Annotated in this window: 18 protein-coding genes and 1 pseudogene; 8 read left to right on the top strand and 11 right to left on the bottom strand. The window is 68.0% G+C overall.

Going from position 1 to position 15410, the window contains the following annotated elements:
* Positions 1 to 275 precede the first annotated feature (275 nt).
* On the bottom strand, positions 276 to 917 hold the full coding sequence (locus E3O47_RS02670) for a histidine phosphatase family protein (RefSeq protein ID WP_134342382.1): 642 nt from the start codon (positions 915 to 917) through the stop codon (positions 276 to 278).
* A gap of 114 nt (positions 918 to 1031) precedes the next feature.
* On the opposite strand from E3O47_RS02670, the gene E3O47_RS02665 reads away from it, so the two are divergent.
* From E3O47_RS02665 to E3O47_RS02660, 3 genes and pseudogenes are all read left to right on the top strand, one after another.
* Positions 1032 to 1358, top strand: coding sequence for an antibiotic biosynthesis monooxygenase (locus E3O47_RS02665; RefSeq protein ID WP_134342381.1), 327 nt, complete (start codon positions 1032 to 1034; stop codon positions 1356 to 1358).
* An 82-nt stretch (positions 1359 to 1440) separates the two neighbouring features.
* Positions 1441 to 1569, top strand: coding sequence for a hypothetical protein (locus E3O47_RS16765; protein WP_255409034.1), 129 nt, complete (start codon positions 1441 to 1443; stop codon positions 1567 to 1569).
* A pseudogene (locus E3O47_RS02660) lies at positions 1563 to 2666 on the top strand (vitamin B12 dependent-methionine synthase activation domain-containing protein); the annotation flags it as partial. The gene E3O47_RS16765 and the pseudogene E3O47_RS02660, both read left to right, overlap by 7 nt.
* Here E3O47_RS02660 and E3O47_RS16385 read toward each other — a convergent pair.
* From E3O47_RS16385 to E3O47_RS15820, 3 genes are read right to left on the bottom strand one after another with little or no spacing between them, the layout of a single operon-like run.
* Positions 2584 to 3483, bottom strand: a complete 900-nt coding sequence (locus tag E3O47_RS16385; protein ID WP_241986059.1) for an ECF transporter S component — start codon at positions 3481 to 3483, stop codon at positions 2584 to 2586. The pseudogene E3O47_RS02660 and the gene E3O47_RS16385 overlap by 83 nt on opposite strands.
* Complete coding sequence (locus E3O47_RS02655) at positions 3480 to 5489, bottom strand: ATP-binding cassette domain-containing protein (RefSeq protein ID WP_241986057.1); 2010 nt, start codon at positions 5487 to 5489, stop codon at positions 3480 to 3482. The genes E3O47_RS16385 and E3O47_RS02655 overlap by 4 nt, the downstream gene beginning before the upstream one ends.
* On the bottom strand, positions 5489 to 6031 hold the full coding sequence (locus tag E3O47_RS15820; protein ID WP_166784716.1) for a hypothetical protein: 543 nt from the start codon (positions 6029 to 6031) through the stop codon (positions 5489 to 5491). Before E3O47_RS15820 ends, E3O47_RS02655 begins: the two co-directional genes overlap by 1 nt.
* A 173-nt stretch (positions 6032 to 6204) precedes the next feature.
* Between E3O47_RS15820 and E3O47_RS02645 the strand changes: the two genes are divergently transcribed.
* Entirely contained in the window at positions 6205 to 7446 is a 1242-nt protein-coding gene (locus E3O47_RS02645) for an alkaline phosphatase PhoX (protein WP_241972981.1), read from the top strand.
* Between the two features lie 18 nt (positions 7447 to 7464).
* On the opposite strand, the gene E3O47_RS15815 is transcribed toward E3O47_RS02645, so the two are convergent.
* A complete protein-coding gene (locus tag E3O47_RS15815; RefSeq protein WP_166784717.1) occupies positions 7465 to 7620 on the bottom strand; it encodes a hypothetical protein in 156 nt (51 codons plus the stop codon).
* 79 nt (positions 7621 to 7699) lie between these two features.
* Positions 7700 to 8167: an Lrp/AsnC family transcriptional regulator gene (locus E3O47_RS02640; protein ID WP_134342377.1), complete on the bottom strand. Its 468-nt coding sequence runs from the start codon at positions 8165 to 8167 to the stop codon at positions 7700 to 7702.
* A 125-nt stretch (positions 8168 to 8292) separates the two neighbouring features.
* Here E3O47_RS02640 and E3O47_RS02635 point away from each other — a divergent pair, with 125 nt between their 5' ends.
* Both E3O47_RS02635 and E3O47_RS02630 read left to right on the top strand, forming a co-directional pair.
* Positions 8293 to 9324: an ornithine cyclodeaminase gene (locus tag E3O47_RS02635; protein WP_104171237.1), complete on the top strand. Its 1032-nt coding sequence runs from the start codon at positions 8293 to 8295 to the stop codon at positions 9322 to 9324.
* 5 nt (positions 9325 to 9329) lie between these two features.
* Positions 9330 to 10280 (top strand): arginine deiminase-related protein, encoded by a 951-nt coding sequence (locus E3O47_RS02630; RefSeq protein WP_198411465.1) that lies wholly within the window; start codon positions 9330 to 9332, stop codon positions 10278 to 10280.
* Positions 10281 to 10298: 18 nt separating this feature from the next.
* Here E3O47_RS02630 and E3O47_RS02625 read toward each other — a convergent pair whose 3' ends face one another.
* The 5 genes from E3O47_RS02625 to E3O47_RS02615 form a co-directional block, all read right to left on the bottom strand.
* Positions 10299 to 10526: a hypothetical protein gene (locus E3O47_RS02625; protein ID WP_241986055.1), complete on the bottom strand. Its 228-nt coding sequence runs from the start codon at positions 10524 to 10526 to the stop codon at positions 10299 to 10301.
* 6 nt (positions 10527 to 10532) lie between these two features.
* On the bottom strand, positions 10533 to 10721 hold the full coding sequence (locus E3O47_RS16380) for a hypothetical protein (protein WP_241986054.1): 189 nt from the start codon (positions 10719 to 10721) through the stop codon (positions 10533 to 10535).
* Entirely contained in the window at positions 10697 to 11110 is a 414-nt protein-coding gene (locus tag E3O47_RS16375; RefSeq protein ID WP_241986053.1) for a glycosyltransferase family 2 protein, read from the bottom strand. The genes E3O47_RS16380 and E3O47_RS16375 overlap by 25 nt, the downstream gene beginning before the upstream one ends.
* Complete coding sequence (locus E3O47_RS16370) at positions 11070 to 11645, bottom strand: glycosyltransferase family 2 protein (protein WP_241986052.1); 576 nt, start codon at positions 11643 to 11645, stop codon at positions 11070 to 11072. The genes E3O47_RS16375 and E3O47_RS16370 overlap by 41 nt, the downstream gene beginning before the upstream one ends.
* Before the next feature lie 119 nt (positions 11646 to 11764).
* Entirely contained in the window at positions 11765 to 12580 is an 816-nt protein-coding gene (locus tag E3O47_RS02615; RefSeq protein WP_241976840.1) for an alpha/beta fold hydrolase, read from the bottom strand.
* A 379-nt stretch (positions 12581 to 12959) separates the two neighbouring features.
* Here E3O47_RS02615 and E3O47_RS02610 point away from each other — a divergent pair, with 379 nt between their 5' ends.
* Both E3O47_RS02610 and E3O47_RS02605 read left to right on the top strand, forming a co-directional pair.
* Positions 12960 to 13835 carry a transglycosylase SLT domain-containing protein gene (locus tag E3O47_RS02610; protein ID WP_241986051.1) on the top strand — a complete coding sequence of 292 codons (876 nt, stop codon included), beginning with the start codon at positions 12960 to 12962 and terminating at the stop codon, positions 13833 to 13835.
* 79 nt (positions 13836 to 13914) lie between these two features.
* Complete coding sequence (locus E3O47_RS02605) at positions 13915 to 15369, top strand: HNH endonuclease signature motif containing protein (RefSeq protein ID WP_134419444.1); 1455 nt, start codon at positions 13915 to 13917, stop codon at positions 15367 to 15369.
* The last annotated feature ends 41 nt before the right edge of the window (positions 15370 to 15410 follow it).

The raw sequence follows: 15410 nt of genomic DNA, 5'->3' as shown, positions 1-15410 counted from the left end.
AGTTAGAGACCGCACGCCGTTTTCCTGCCCCTTGAGTTTCTGTTCCTAGACAGTCAGAAACCTAGACAGGAAGCGGCGTGCGGCCGTTAAGGCGCTCCGAAACACCCACGGATACAGCAGGGGAGCCGAGATTCTGCCCAAATTGCCCCAAAACAGCCCGAAAACCGGATTTTTCCTTAAAATCTCCGTCGAATTGGTTCGTCCCTCCGGGCGTAATTCAACCGCGCGATACAACCGCGCGACACAACCGCGCGAGACAACCAATGGCGGAGGACTCAGTGCACCTTGAGCGACAGCAGCTGCGGTCCGCCCGGTGAGCCCACGCTGAGGCCGGCCCACGAAACGAGGGTCCAACCGTCTTCGGGAGAGCCGGACAACTCGACCATCCCCGTGTTCTCGAGGTCGGTCGTGCCCGCGAACAGGGGCGACACATTGCTGGCGCGGGCCGCGGTCCACACGCGGATCGCCGCGCCGTGGCTGAACACCGCCGCCGTGTCGGCACCGGCGGCGGCAGAAGCGATATCGGCGTCGAACCGGGAGAAGAAGCTGTTCCCGTCCAGGCCTTCGGGCATCCTGGCCGCGAGGTCCCCGGTGACCCAGGTCAGCACGGTTTCAAAATAGGTGCGAATGGATGCCCGGTCGCTAAGTCCCTCGAGCGCGCCCGCTTCGATCTCGTGCAGCCCGGTGGCCACCTGAACGTCGAGCTGCAACGCGGTCGCCAGCGGCTCGGCCGTGAGCCGGGTGCGTACGAGCGTCGACGCGAAGATGGCGTCGATTGACTCGAGGCGCAGGGCATCCGGAATCACTGAGGCCTGCCGGAACCCGAGCTCGGTCAGGCCGGGGCCAGGGTGAGCGGTGTCGAGCTGACCGAGCACATTGGCGGGCGTCTGGCCGTGACGGATCAGAAAGAGTCGCATTGTGACACCAGCATAGGCATCGGGCCTGGCGAGAGCCCGCAGGGTGAGATCGTCGCCGCCGAGGGTGACAGCATGGGAGGAGTAAACAGTGCATCCACGAGAGGGAGAAACCCCATGACGATCATCAAAATCAACGCCATCACGGTGCCCGGCGACAACGGCGACGAGCTGGCCCTCCGGTTTGCCGCCCGAGCCGGTGCGGTCGACGACCGACCGGGTTTCGAGGGTTTCGAACTACTCAAGCCGACGGATGGTCGCAGCACCTGGCTGGTCGTCACCCGCTGGGCCGACGAGGAGTCCTTCCAGGCTTGGCTGACCTCGCCGTCTTTCGCGCAGGGTCACCGCGGCGACGCCCCGACGGAGGGCGAAGCACCGGCCCGGCCCATGGGCATCAGCAGTGAGCTGTGGTCCTACGAGATCGCCGGCGGCTCGCCGGCCTGACGCAGTCGCGTCCCCTGCGGTGCCCGAGGCCACGGCGGGTAACACGGAGCTGCGCGGCGGGCGGCCCGGTCGAGCTGGGTCGATGAGCGAACCCCGTGCACACGATGCCCTGCACACCGACGCCGTGCGACCGATGCGGGCCCAGGCTCTGCTGGATGCGTTGAACGTCCGGGTCGTCATCGCCGACGGCGCCATGGGCACCATGCTGTAGGACGGGCCTACGTCGAGGAGGACCGTGCCGAATTGTTCGACGGCACGGTGCGCTACGCGCGGGATGCCTTCGAGGGGTTGGCGGTGATGGAGCCGCTGGTCGCCGTCGCGCGGGGCGCCGACCCGGAATCCGTGGGTCTGCCGCCGCTCAAAAAGCGCATCCACAAGCGCAGTCTGCTCACCGTCACGGAGCCGGACGCCATGCCGGCCCGCTCCGATGTGGTCGCCGACAACCCCGTGCCCGTTCCGCCGTTCTGGGGCACCCGCATCGTCAAGGGGATCGCGCTGGCCGAGTACTCCACGTTCCTCGACGAGCGGGCCACGTTCATGGGGAAGTGGGGTCTGAAGCCCAGCCGCGGCGACGACGGCAAGAGCTACCAGCATCTGGTGGACACCGAGGGCCGACCCCGGCTGCGCTACTGGCTCGACCGCATCCTCGCCGAGGGCATACTCGACGCCTCCGTCGCCTACGGCTACTTCCCGGCCTCAAGCGAGGGCAACGACCTCGTCGTGCTGCACCACGGCGACGACCCGTCGGGCGTGCTGGGGGTCGCCGGCCTGCCCGCCCCCGACGGCGGCTCCGGCGGCACCGTGGATTCCGAACGCCTGCGATTCGTTTTCCCCCAGCAGCGGCGCGACCGGCACCTGTGCCTGGCGGACTTCGTTCGCCCACGCGAATCCGGCCAGACGGATGTCGTCGCCCTCCAACTGGTCACGGCCGGAGCGGACGTCGACACGGTCACGGCAAAGCTCTTCGCCGAGAACAGATACCGCGACTACATGGAGCTCAACGGGCTGACCATGCAGCTCACCGAGGCGCTGGCCGAATACTGGCACTCCCGGGTGCGGGAGGAGCTCGGCCTGGGTGCCGAAGACCCGGTCGAACTGGCCGGCATGTTCAAGCTCGAGTACCGCGGCACCCGGTTCTCGCTGGGCTACCCGGCCTGTCCCGAGATGGAGGACCGCCGCACGGTCGTCGAACTACTCAGGCCCGAGCGGATGGGTGTGGTGCTGTCTAAGGAGCTGCAGCTGCACCCGGAGCAGTCGACGGATGCGTTCGTGTTCCACCACCCGGAAGGGAAGTACTTCTCGGTGTAGCCGGTGTAGCCGGTTCGGCCTGGGGTGGTCGGGCGGCCCTGCCTGGCCGGCCCAGCTTCGCTCGGCGGAGAGCGGCCAGTGCGGCCGGGCCTACCAGCACGATCCCGACCGTGGTGGTGATGGCGCGCACGGTGTCCCAGGTGAGGGTCGACGTCACGAGCGTGTACAGGGCGAAGGAGGCGAGGTTCTCGCCGAGCGTGGCGTCGGCCGCATAGGAGATGTCGGTGCCCGAGCCCACCGCGAACGGCCAGAACCAGAGGTTCATCACCAGTCCGAAGAGGTAGGACGCCACGATGCCGTAGGCCACGAGCATCGCGATCTCGAGGCGGGCCGCGCCGATATGTGCGGAACGGATGCGCGGCAGCAGCGCCGCCCCGGCTCCCACCCAGCCGCACGCGAACATCTGGAACGGGGTCCACGGGCCGAACCCACCCCACAGGGCCGAGGACACCGCGATGGTGAGCAGGCCGAGCAGGAACCCGAAGCGGGCCCCGTAGGCGCGACCGGCCAGGATCAGCAGGATGAACACGGCCTCGACGCCGCCGACGCCGGTGCCCGCGATGCGCACGGCGGCGCCGACCGCGGAGAGCACCCCCAGCAGGGCCACGGTCTTGGCCGTGTACATCTCCCCGTCGAGGGTGAGAGCGAGGGCCACGATCAGGGCCGGCACGAGCGCGAAGGCCACGACCGGCGCGGCCGACTGGGCGTTCTCCGGCAGCGCCGAGACGAAGAACGGCCAGGCGAAGCCGGCGGCGGCGAGGATACTCCCGCCGCCGAGCACCCAGGCGGTCCAGCCCGTCCAGCCGGTGCGCCTCATGACCGCACCGGTTCCGGTTCGGTGAGCAGGCCGGCGGCCATGATGACCGTCTTCGTCGCCAGGGACCGGGCGAAGTCGCGGTCGTGGGTGGCGAACAGGACCGCCGACGTGTCACTCGAGGCGCGCACTAGCGCGGCGGCGACGATCGCCCGGGCCTGTGGATCGAGGCCGCGCGTCGGTTCGTCCACCAGCAGCACCCGCGGCTCGGCGGCCAGCTGGATGGCCATCACGAGGCAGAGGCGTTCGCCGGCTGAGAGGTCCCGCGGATGCCGCCGCATCAGGTGCGCCGCCTCCGCCATGGTGCCAAGCCCGAGCAGGTTCGCGAACCGGAGCGCGGTTCCGATCCCGGTTCCCTTCCCGGCCGGGGGCTTCAGCCGGCGGTCGGCCCGGCGGCACTCCTCGGCCACCGTGACGGCGAAGAGCAGATCGTCGAAATTCTCCGGCACCAGGGCCACAGCCGTGCGGCGGTATCGGGGGCGCAGCTGCGCCACGTCCCGCCCGGCCACGAGCACGCTGCCTCGCGTCGCCGAAAGGGCGATCGCGCGCAGCAGGCTGCTCTTGCCCGCGCCGTTCCGACCCTCGAGCGCCACCAGGTCGCCCGCGTAGAGGTCCAGCGACACATCGTCGACCGCCCGCTCGCTCCCGTGCAGAACCGTGAGGTGACGGATACTCGCGAGCGGCCCCGCAGGCCCGGTGGCGGGGGTGGTCAGGGTGCTCTGACCCTGCTGTGCCGCCTGCTCCGCCGCCTGCTCCGCCGCCTGCTCCGCCGCGACCAGCGCACTCGGCCGCTCGCCCGGGCCGAGCGCATGCACGCGCGCACCGCGGAGCTCGAGCCAGGCATCCGCCGAATTCGACCACTCCCGGGTGTTGTGCTCGGCGACCACGACGCAGACCTGGGTCTCGTGGGCCAGGCGGTCGAGCACCTGCACCACGCGCTCCCGGGCCGGGGTGTCGAGATCGGCCAGAGGTTCGTCCACGAGCAGCAGGATCGGCTGGTTGACCAGGGCGGCGCCGATGGCGACGAGACTGGCCTCGCCCGCCGAGAGCTCCGAGGTGCCGCGGCCGAGCAGATGCTCGATCCCCAGCCGCTCGGCCACGTCGCGCACCCGCTGCTCCACGAGGACCGGTGCGATGCCGCGCACCGCGAGGGCGAAGCCGATCTCGTCCGGCACGGTTTCGGCCACGAAGGAGAGCCGCACGTTCTGGGTGACAAGTCCGACGAAGCCGGCCGTTTCGCGCGGGGGAGTGGCGGCGCGGTCGGCGCCGCCCACCTCGATCGAACCGTGCTGGGTGCCTTCGGCGAAGTGCTGGAAGAGACCGCTCATGCTGTGCAGCAGGCTGGTCTTTCCCGATCCGGTCGAACCGGCGATCACGGTCAGCGTGCCGGGAGCGAGGTCGAGGGTGAGTCCCTCGAGGTGCCAGCGCTCACCCTCGAAGCCGAGTGCGGCATCCGTCATCACGACCGGCTTCTCACACTCGCCGGCTGCCGCCCGCGTGGCGGCGAACCCGCGGGACTCCATGGACGCAGCCAGGCCGAGCGCCCGTTCCACGGTCTGCTCGAAGACCGGCACCAGCAGGGCCGGTGCCGACCGTTCGCCGCGCAACGCACTGGCCGTGCGCACCCGGCGCACCGCGTCGATCAGTGCCGGGAACGTCGCCCAGGCGATCACGAGCGACCGCGACAGGGCGCGCAGCGGGCCCCGGTTAGCGCCCCGGGCGAAGAAGCGGCGCACGTCGACGAGCGCGTTGAGCACTCCGAACCCGAGGATCACCAGAGCGAAGGGCAGCGCGCTCAGGGCGGCATTGCCGAGGCCTCCGGTCGTGACGGGCCCGAACAACGCGATGTGGTTGAACGGCCCATCGAGCGGCAGGCGCGGGAGGTCGAGCAGCAACAGGCCGCCGCCGGATGCCCTGCTGAAGGCCACCCGGTAGAGCACCCGGATGCCCACGAACGCTCCGGCAAGCAGCGCCGCCGAGCGCAGGGGGGGAAACCGGAAGCGCAGCATTAGCTTCCGGGGGTGGGCGTCTCGGTGCCGGTCGTGAAGATGAGGCCGACGGACTGGCCCGGTTCCAGCTCGAGGCTGCCGAGGCCCTCCTGGGCGTACTCCCACTCCGCGTCGGCGGTGGGCTTGACCCAGAGCGCCCAGTAAGCGGCAGCGGCGGGCATGGACGCGCAGGTTTCGGTGAACGGGGTTTCGCCGGCCACCTTGATGGTTTCGTCGGCGGCCGGGCGGCCGCCCACGCGGCAGACCACCTGGTCGCCCCACTCCACGGTGCCCTCGGTTTCCACACCGGCGGTCGCCAGAACCGTGCTGGCCGTGATCGTCCCGGCGGTGGCGGTGGCGGTGTCGACGCAGTCCGTGATCTCGGGGGCGTCGAGCGCGCCGAAGTCGACGACGACGCTCACGCCGGCACAGGCCCCGTCGGCCGGAGCGGCGGTGGCGGAGGCGGCGGCAGGGGTGGTGTCGGTCTCGGGCGCGCCGGTGGTGCATCCGCTCAAGGCCAGCGCCCCCACCAGGGTCAGGGTGGCCAGTGCTGTCAGCTTCATGTGCTCCAGAATACCCAGCGGCGGGTGAAGTCTGGTTCTTGTCACGCGCTGAGACGGGGGCACCGAGTGTTCACCGGGCCGACACCGGCTGGAGACCGGGAGACCTCCGGGCGTCAGCATGAGGCTCATAGATTCGATGGCGTTGTACCTACCCCCTATGAAGGAGTCGCGCCTTGCGCAAAAAGATCGCTGTCTTTGCCCTCACCGCCACCGCCACTGCCACCGCAGTCGTCGGCATCGCCCCTGCCGCGCTCGCCGCGACCGGCCCGTTCGATTTCGTGCCTCTCGCCGGTTCCGCCTACGGCATGGGCAGCACCGACTGGACCCAGCCGTACCTGCTACCGGAGGGCTTCACCCAGACCCTCGTGCACGACGAAACCGTGCTCGACGTCTACCCCGGCGTCGACGACCTGCATGACATGAACACCCAGAACGAGACCGGTGCTCAGGCCGGCCGCTTCCTCTACAACACCTACGAGGTCGGCTCGAACGGCGCCGTCTCTGTGACCGACCTGAAGACCGGTGCGGTCAGCGTCATCGCGCAACGCGCGGACTGGAACCGTCTCGATGGCATCCGCTGGACCCCCTGGGGCAGCCTCCTCGTCACGGAAGAGACCACCGGCGGCAAGGTCTTCGAACTGTTCTTCGCGAAGAACGACCCGACCACGGTCGAGCGTATCGAGGAGCGCACCGAGCTCGGAGCGCAACGTCACGAGGGCATCGACGTCACGGCCGACGGCTCCGTCATCGTCATCGACGAACTCAACGGCGGCTCAATCTTCAAGTTCGTGCCGACCGTTCGCGGCGACCTCTCCCAGGGCCGGCTGCACGCCCTCAAGATCACCGGGCTGACGGATGCCGCGCAAAAGTGGAACCAGGCCACCTTCACCGAGAAGGTCGGCGCCTTCGAATGGGTGGCCCTCGACCAGGCGCAGGTGCGCGTCGACGCGGATGCCGCGGCCAACGCGGTGAGCGCCACCGAATTCGGTCGCCCGGAAGACGTCGAGATCATCGGCCAGACCCTTTACGTGGCCAACACTTCCGAGGAGCGTGTGGTCGCGATCGACCTGTCGAAGCTCACCGTCAGCAGCTTCGTCGAGGCCGGCGTGAACGTGCCGGTCGAGGACAAGGCCGCCGGGGTCACCGGGTTCAACAACCCGGACAACCTTGCCGAGGGCCCCGACGGCGCCCTCTGGATCACGGAAGACAACAGCTTCAGCGACATCTTCCGGGCCGAAAAGGACCGAGACCACGACGGAGCGTCCGACAGCGTCGAGCTCTTCGCCTCGCTGACGGATGAAGGCGCCGAGACCACCGGGATCTACTTCGGCAAGAACCCGAAGGAGCTGTTCGCTACGGTGCAGCACCCCGACAAGGACCTCGCCGACGGCATCTGGAAGATCACGCGCGACTAGCCTCACCCCGGAGGCAGGCTACTGCAGCGCCGAGGTCAGCTGCGCGAGGCCGTCGAGCACGGTCTTGCTGTGGGGCTCGTTGTTCCAGTCCGACAACGTCAGCTCCCGGCTCACCTTCCGGTAGCCTGCCTCCACCTCCCGCATCCGGTCAACGAACGTGCGCCCACGCACCATCAGGGAAGTATCGAAGTGCCGCGTCGTCAAGAAGCCGGCATGAATGTAGCGCGGGTGAGGCGCGGAGGTGCTGGCAGCCTCAGTTCTGCGACAACCCGCGGGTGCCCGGCAGTTCCTCGCTCGACACCGAGCTGAGCAACAGGCTGGTCTCGCTGTTGAGCACGCCCTCGATCGAGCGCACCTGCCCGAGCAGCCGGTCGAAGTCGGCCAGGGTGTCGGTGCGCAGCTCGGCGACGAGGTCCCAACCGCCGTTGGTCGAGTGCAGGGCCTTCACCTCCGGAAAGCCGCGAAGGGCGTGGATCACCTTCGTGATTGCGCGCCCCTCCACTTCGATCAGGGTGATGGCCCGAATCGAGTTCGGGTCGCGGTCCTCCCTGATCCGCACGCCGAAACCCACGACGGTTCCCGAATCGGTCAGCCTCTTGAGCCTGCTGTTGACCGTGGACCGGGTGACACCGAGGTCGCGGGCGAGGCTGGCCACGGGCTCGCGGCCATTCACGCGGAGGACGGAGAGCAGGCGGCGGTCGAGGTCATCGAGGGGATACATTGCACATAGTGTATGTATATTGAGCGCACAATGCATAGTCATCTGGACAGAATGCGGCAATAATCAAATGGCGGCTGCACATCGCCCATGCATATGGTTGTAAACCTGAACGAGGGGAGACGCACGTGGTGCGCTTTGTAGACGTAGGAAACATCAACCGCTGGGCCGCCGCGACGGGTGTGGAACGCATCCTCACGGACATGGTCGAGTACCTCGAACGGGACTTCCGCCGCTGGCCTACCTTCGACAAGGCGCCGCGCGTGGCCAGCCACTCACCGCTCGGCGTGATCGAACTCATGCCCACGAGCGACGGCGTCACCTACGGCTTCAAGTACGTCAACGGTCATCCGTCGAACCCGTCGCGGGGCCTGCAGACCGTCACCGCGTTCGGCGTCCTCGCCGACGTGCAGAGCGGCTACCCCACCTTCTGGTCCGAGATGACCGTGCTCACGGCCTTCCGCACCGCCGCGACCTCGGCCATGGTCGCGCGCGCGCTCGCCCGCCCCGACGCCCACACCATGGCCATGATCGGCACGGGCACCCAGTCGGAGTTCCAGGCGCTCGCCTTCCGTGGGCTCCTCGGCATCAACCGGCTCCGCGTCTGGGACACCGATCCCGATGCCATCGCCAAATTCGTGCGCAACCTGGCTCCGCTCGGTTTCGAGATCATGGTCGCCACCGGGGCGACGGATGCCGTGACCGGCGCCGACATCATCACGACCTGCACCGCGGACAAGGCGAATGCCACCGTACTCACCGACGCCATGGTCGGCCCCGGCGTGCACATCAACGCCATCGGCGGCGACTGCCCGGGCAAGACGGAGCTCGACGCGGGCATCCTGCACCGCGCCGACGTCTTCGTGGAATTCACCGCGCAGACCCGTATCGAGGGCGAAATCCAGCAGATGCACCCCGAATTCCCGGTCACCGAGATCTGGCAGGTGCTCCTCGGCGAGGCCGCCGGCCGCACCTCGGCAGAGCAGATCACGGTCTTCGACTCCGTGGGCTTCGCCATCGAGGACTTCTCGGCGCTCCGCTTCCTGCAGGATGCCGTCGACCAGACCTCGTTCTACACCGATATCGACCTCGTCGCCGACCCCGATGACCCGAAAGACCTCTTCGGTCTGGTCACCGCGGGCGCGCCCGTCCTCGTCTGACCCCGGTGTCCGTGCAGGCCCCATCGGCCGTGGTGCTCATCCGGCCACATTTCTTCTCGCCGAACCCCGAGACGGCCCATGACAACGCTTTCCAGTCACGGGACGCCGGGCACGACGCCGCCCTGGTGGCCGAGGCCGCCTACGCCGAGGTGACCCAGGTAGCAGGCACCCTGGAGGCGCAGGGCATCGCGGTGCACCTGTTCGATGACGACGGGCCGGGCCGCCCCGACAGCGTGTTCCCCAACAACTGGATCTCGACCCACGCCGGGGGGCACGTGGCGCTCTATCCGATGCACGCGCCGAACCGGCGCACCGAGCGCCGGGGTGACATCGTCGAGATGCTCAAGCAGCGCTACCGCGTGCAGGATGTCGTCGACTACTCCGGTCTCGAACTCGACGACGTCTTCCTCGAGGGAACCGGCGCCATGGTTCTCGACCATGCGGCGCGCATCGCCTATGTGGCCCGGTCGCGGCGGGCCGACCCGATCGCGCTCGAACGGTTCTGCACCAACTTCGGCTACGAGCCCATCGTCTTCGACGCGTCTGACGAGAACGGCACGCCGATCTACCACACCAACGTCATGATGTGCATCGCCACGGACTTCGCCCTGGTCGGTCTCGACCTGATCGAGTCGCCGGCCCGGCGCAGCCACGTCGTGGAGCGCCTGGCGGCGCAGGATCGGCAGGTGCTCGCCCTCGACCGCGATCAGATCCGCAACTACGCCGGCAACGCGATCGAACTGCACGGACGGAACGGACGAATGCTGGCGCTCTCCCGCCGCGCCCTCGGCAGTCTGACTGCCGAGCAGCGCCGGATCATCGAGCAGAGCTGCACGATCCTGCCGCTTGACGTGCCCACGATCGAACTCGCCGGCGGCTCAGTGCGGTGCATGCTCGCCGGGATCCACCTCGACCGTCGTGCTGCGTTCACCAGTCAGGCGGCCGCGGCCGCCTGAGGGCTCAGGCGTTCGACGCTAGAGGCATTCGTCCGGATGGATGCTCCTGGTTGAAGCCCGGCGGTTGCGTACGCGAAACCAATCCGTGGGGTGTGGCTTCGGGAGGATCTTCGCGACCGCGAGTGCGGCGAACATGACCGTATTGATGGCGACGAACGCCGCAAGGATGGCGAATTCGTCCGATTGGAACACCGTTGACGGAAGGAGGATTCCGACCGGAACCAGGGCGTGGAGAGCATCAACCATGATGGATCAGGCCACCCTTTGCAGTTCGTCGTTGGGTGCGGAGCGGATGACATGGCCCCACTGTGCCTGCCGGCCCAGGGTGATGTCGATGATCCCCTTGACAAAGACGAGGTCTAGGAACACATCGAAGATCAGCTCGGGGAAAAGCGTGAGCGCCTGCAGGCGTGCCCCTAGACCGCCCGCCCAGACCGACACGACACGTTCGGCGATGAAAACAAGACCGAGGCCAGCCCGAACGGAAACCAGACCCACGAATCGATCGCCAGAAGCGTCACAAGCATGAGCAGCAGGAACGCGCTGAGCGCGATGAAGCTGTAGCCCAGGCCCAACTGCTGGGCCCAGTACCGGAAGGTGAAGGGTGAGACGCCGCATGCCCCGATGTTCTCCAACGCGCCCCGTTGCCAGCGCAGGCGTTGTACCCACAGAGTGCGAACGGTTGGCATTACCTCGGTGACCACCGTGCACTTTGAGGGAGAGATGATGAGCGCTCCCAGCGACTTCAGGGCAATGGTGAGTTCGTTGTCTTCCGTGAGCGCGGCGGTGTCATAGACATCCCCGCTGGCCCCGGCGACGGCGACTGTCACGGGAGTACCGAATGTACTCGTTGCGCTGGAACTGACCGAGAAGCCCCAAACCTTCCTCTCCGGAGAACAACCCACCGACCGCCATCAGCGCACGATCGCTGGTGAAGCGACCAACGGCGGCTTCCAGAAAGCCGTCGTCGAGACGTGTGTCGGCATCCAGGACCATGATGAGGTCGTTGTCGCCCTGGCCCGGTAAGAGCACCTTCAGGATTTGATTGAGCGCCCCGGCTTTCTTGAATGTGTTCCGGCGAGATTCGAAGATCTCCACCCCCAGCGATCGGGCAATGTCGACGGTCCCGTCGGTGCAGTTATCCGCCACGACCACGACGCGTTCCGGGCGGTGCGACTGGGCGAGCAGCGATGACAGTGTCGCGAAGATCGATGTCTCTTCGTTGTGCGCGGGCACCAGAACGGTCACGGTCACGGCGCCGGCGAAGACTCCGCGCGTTCTTGCCATCGCGATTCCCGCCGAGAGGGGAGTGGTGCGCTGGTTCAAAGACCGACGGGCCTTGCTCGACGTTTCTCGTTCGAGCATCGCAATTCCTGCGGCGACGACAAACCAACAAACCAGAGGAGGGCCGCTGCACCTCCAGCCACAAGCCCGATGACGACGCCGACGCCGCGATCGAAAGTCTTTGCCCCGATGAGCGCAGATCAGCAGAGCAGGGGGACCTCGACCCTCCCGCTGCTGCTCCCGCTCCGGAAGAACTCGATCGCCGCCTCCCGGAACGCGCGTGACGTCGGGGCGTTGAAGTGATTGCGCCCGGGGATCTCGAAGAATCCTCCGCTCGGCGTGGCCGCGGCAAGTACCTTGGAGGCCTCGAGGATGCTGTCTTTGGTCCCGGTGGCGAAGAGCACGGGCTGAGTCGGCGCGTTGTCGGCGCCGGGTTGGGGGCCGCCGCGCATTCCCTCGACGAGGGCCACGAGGGCTTTGAGGTCGTTGCCGGGCAGCGCGCGGGCCATGGTCAGGTATGCCCCGGTAAGGCGGTCGGCGACCTCGGTGCCGTGCTCGATATGAGCGCGGGCATCCATGACCTTGAAGCGTCTGAGGGGGTCGCCGTCGGGTATGCCGCCGAGCACGGCCCGCGAGATGCGTCCCTCCAGTTCGCGGGCGGCCTGCCAGCCCACGCGGGCGCCGAGGGAGTATCCCGCGTAGGCGACCTCGTCGAGCAGGTAGGCGTCGAGTACCTGCAACACGTCGTCGACCAACGCCTCCATCGTGTAGTCGGCGGGGGAGCGGGGCTTGTCGCTCAGGCCGTGCCCGCGCTGGTCGATCGCGATCAGGTGGAAGCCGGCGCGGATGAGATCGCGCGTCCAGCCGGTGACGTGCCAATTGGCGACGGCGCTGGAGGCGAAGCCGTGCACGGCGAGCACGGTGGGGGCGCTCGAATCTCCGAATTCGTAGGTGGCCAGGTTGACTCCATCGGCCGAATAGACGAAGCGGTGCGGTGGGGCGGTGCGTTGTGACATCACGGACCATTGCATCACGACCATCCGGATTTCGGCCCACCAGGTCGACTTTTGGGCAATCCCGCCACCCTGCTTTGCCAGTGCTTTGCCAGCTAAAAATGAGGATATGTCCAGAAATCCCGGGCAGTCTTGAAGGTTCGCCCGGCCGGGTCCCCGACCGAGGAACGTCGAAAAAGAAGCGTGAGCGCAGCCGCGCGCGATTCGCCCAGTGAAAGTTATGCCAAACTCAGACTCGTCTTCCCCTTTGTCCGTCCTTTTCCCCAGTTCAAACCCTGAATCAGACGCCACTCCGGTCCGTGCGGCAGCCGCGATCGGCACCGACGTCGGACTCACCCGCCATCAGGAAACGCGTCGCCGGCGTGGACGAAGCCGCCTACTCGTGGCCGGCGCCGTCATCGCCGTTGGCGCCATCGCGGGCAGTGGATTCTCCGCCCAGTCTGCGTCGCAGGCTGCCGCGGACGAGCAAAAGAAACGCATCATTGCCACCGCAGCTCTGGCAGCCGCCACCGGCCCTCATCCCGAGCAGGCAGGCAGTCTCGACGGAGTCGTCCCGGCCCACGCCTCCGCGAGCGCCCGCACCGCCCTTGCCGGTGCCACCGGCGTGATCGCGGCGGCCCAGGGCAAGACGGATGTCTCGGCGCTCTCGAGCACCGTCGCCTCGCTCAGCGAGTACTCGCTTCTGGCTCCCGAACGAGTTTTCGATCTTGTGGAGCAGGTCACTGCCGAAGCCGAGGTCGTGAAGGCCTCGACCGCCGAGGCCGATCGCATCGCCGCGGAGCAGGCCGCGGCTGCTGGTCAGGCTGCCGCAGCTGCTCAGGCCGCCGCAGCTGCTCAGGCTGCCGCGGATGCCCAGGCGCAGGCCGCGGCCCAGGCGGCGGCTCCGAAGCCGGCAGCACCCAAGCCGGTCGCGCCCGCCCCGGCACCGCCCCGCCCCGCCGCCCCCACGAACCCCAGCGGAGCCCAGGCGATCGCCCGGGACATGATGGCGTCCAAGTACGGCTGGGGCGCCGACCAGCTCGGATGCCTGGTCAGTCTCTGGAACAAGGAGTCCGGCTGGAACGTCAACGCCTACAACGCCTCGAGCGGTGCCACCGGCATCCCGCAGGCCCTGCCCGGCAGCAAGATGGCCTCGGCCGGCGCCGACTGGGCGACCAACCCGGCCACCCAGATCTCCTGGGGTCTGAACTACATCGCGGAGCGCTACGGCGATCCCTGTGGAGCGTGGTACAAGTCGGTGGCCTCGGGCTGGTACTGATGGTCAACATCTTCGAAAAGTCATGTAGATTTTCTGCGTATTTCTAGAACTGAGATTCCATCAGTGCTAAAATCAGGGTATGGAAAACCTGGCCGATCTCAGCGACATCGAGAACTTCGACATCGAAGAGCTTGACGACGGCGGCGCGCTCGGCGTCGTGACGGCCGAAACGTCCGGTGATGCGGCTTCCCTCGATCGCAGGATGAGTGTCCTGGCCGAGCTGGTCTCCGCGGCCGCGGCCGCCGACCGACTGCTCGCCGCGGCGTCGGCGGCGCGGGCCGAGGCGGTCGACGAGGTGCGGGCCTGGTGCCTGTCCAATGAGCTTGCCGTCGAACGTGATCGCGCCCGCCGGACGGCTCGGGCCGAGGCCGTCGAACAGGGGCTCACGCCGCCTGCCGACAGCGCGGCCGACAGCGCGGTCGACAGCGGTTCGGTTTTGGCCGGCGTGGCCGGTTCCCGGTGGAACGCCCTTGAGATCGCCTACCGCACCGCGATCTCCGAACTCGCCTGTGCGTTGCACATCTCCCAGGCTTCGGCCTCCAATCTGATGGCGCAGAGCGAGGCGCTCACCGGCACGTTCACCGCCAGCCGCAATGCCCTCGCGGCCGGCCAGATCAGTTACGCGCACGTGCGGGTCCTGATCGAGCACGCCAATTCTCTTCCGACGGCGGCCCGCGCCGCCTTCGAGGCCGAGATGCTGCCCCAGGCGAAACGGCTCACCGTGCCCCAGTTCGACCGCACGGCCCGCCGCCTGCGGGAGAAGTCGCATCCGGAGTCGATTACCGTGCGCCGCAGCAAGAGCCAGGCCGACCGCACCCTCATGTTCGAGCCGGCCGCAGACGGCATGGGGTGGCTGCACAGCTACCAGCAGCTGCCGGTTGCCCAGGCGATTTTCCACCGAGTCAACGACATGGCGGCCAGTCTGCAGGGCCCCGACGAGCACCGCACCCTGGCCCAGCTCCGAGCGGATGCCTTCGCGGCACTGGTGGTCGACGGCGTCACCCCCGCGGGGCTCGGCCGGGGCATCCGCGCCACCGTGAACGTGACGGTGCCGGTGCTCACCCTCCTCGGCCGCAGCGACGAGCCGGGTCACCTTGAGGGGTGCGGGCCGATCGACCCCGAGACGGCCCGGGAACTGGCGGCCGGAGCGCCGAGCTTTACTCGCATCCTGGTCCATCCCGAGACCGGCGTGATGCTGTCGGTCGGCCGAGATCAGTACCGGGTGCCGAAGGACCTCCGGCGGCTCCTTGTGATTCGAGACGAAACCTGTCGATTCGCCGGCTGCAACCGACCGGCGGCCCGCGCCGAGTTGGACCACAGCCACGAATGGCAAGAAGACGGCATCACTCGGTACGACAACCTCGCCAGCCTCTGCGCGCCCGACCACCGGTTGAAGACCCAAACCAACTGGACGGTGACCCAGTCGCCGCGCGGCGAGCTCCACTGGACCGCGCCCAGCGGTCTCCACTACAGGTCCGATCCGGCAATACCCTTCGAGCCTCCGGGCGCCGTCGACGACCCACCGCCCTTCTAGGGCCGGCGTCCAGGGTCACAATGTCTGCTGAAGCTCCCTCT

Origin of the sequence: Cryobacterium sp. TMT2-17-1, from assembly GCF_004402765.1 — a bacterium.
GTDB classification, from domain to species: domain Bacteria; phylum Actinomycetota; class Actinomycetes; order Actinomycetales; family Microbacteriaceae; genus Cryobacterium; species Cryobacterium sandaracinum.
This window is presented reverse-complemented; position numbering and strand designations above follow the sequence as displayed.

Bases quoted from the DNA above. Each gene is read 5' to 3' on its own strand.
- E3O47_RS02640 (WP_134342377.1), bottom strand. From the start codon at position 8,167: ATGTATCCCCTCGATGACCTCGACCGCCGCCTGCTCTCCGTCCTCCGC.
- E3O47_RS02655 (WP_241986057.1), bottom strand. From the start codon at position 5,489: ATGCTGCGCTTCCGGTTTCCCCCCCTGCGCTCGGCGGCGCTGCTTGCC.
- E3O47_RS16765 (WP_255409034.1), top strand. From the start codon at position 1,441: ATGAGCGAACCCCGTGCACACGATGCCCTGCACACCGACGCCGTGCGA.
- E3O47_RS02605 (WP_134419444.1), top strand. From the start codon at position 13,915: ATGGAAAACCTGGCCGATCTCAGCGACATCGAGAACTTCGACATCGAA.
- E3O47_RS16385 (WP_241986059.1), bottom strand. From the start codon at position 3,483: ATGAGGCGCACCGGCTGGACGGGCTGGACCGCCTGGGTGCTCGGCGGC.
- E3O47_RS02625 (WP_241986055.1), bottom strand. From the start codon at position 10,526: ATGGTTGATGCTCTCCACGCCCTGGTTCCGGTCGGAATCCTCCTTCCG.
- E3O47_RS02665 (WP_134342381.1), top strand. From the start codon at position 1,032: ATGACGATCATCAAAATCAACGCCATCACGGTGCCCGGCGACAACGGC.
- E3O47_RS02615 (WP_241976840.1), bottom strand. From the start codon at position 12,580: ATGTCACAACGCACCGCCCCACCGCACCGCTTCGTCTATTCGGCCGAT.
- E3O47_RS16370 (WP_241986052.1), bottom strand. From the start codon at position 11,645: ATGCTCGAACGAGAAACGTCGAGCAAGGCCCGTCGGTCTTTGAACCAG.
- E3O47_RS15820 (WP_166784716.1), bottom strand. From the start codon at position 6,031: ATGAAGCTGACAGCACTGGCCACCCTGACCCTGGTGGGGGCGCTGGCC.
- E3O47_RS02670 (WP_134342382.1), bottom strand. From the start codon at position 917: ATGCGACTCTTTCTGATCCGTCACGGCCAGACGCCCGCCAATGTGCTC.
- E3O47_RS15815 (WP_166784717.1), bottom strand. From the start codon at position 7,620: ATGGTGCGTGGGCGCACGTTCGTTGACCGGATGCGGGAGGTGGAGGCA.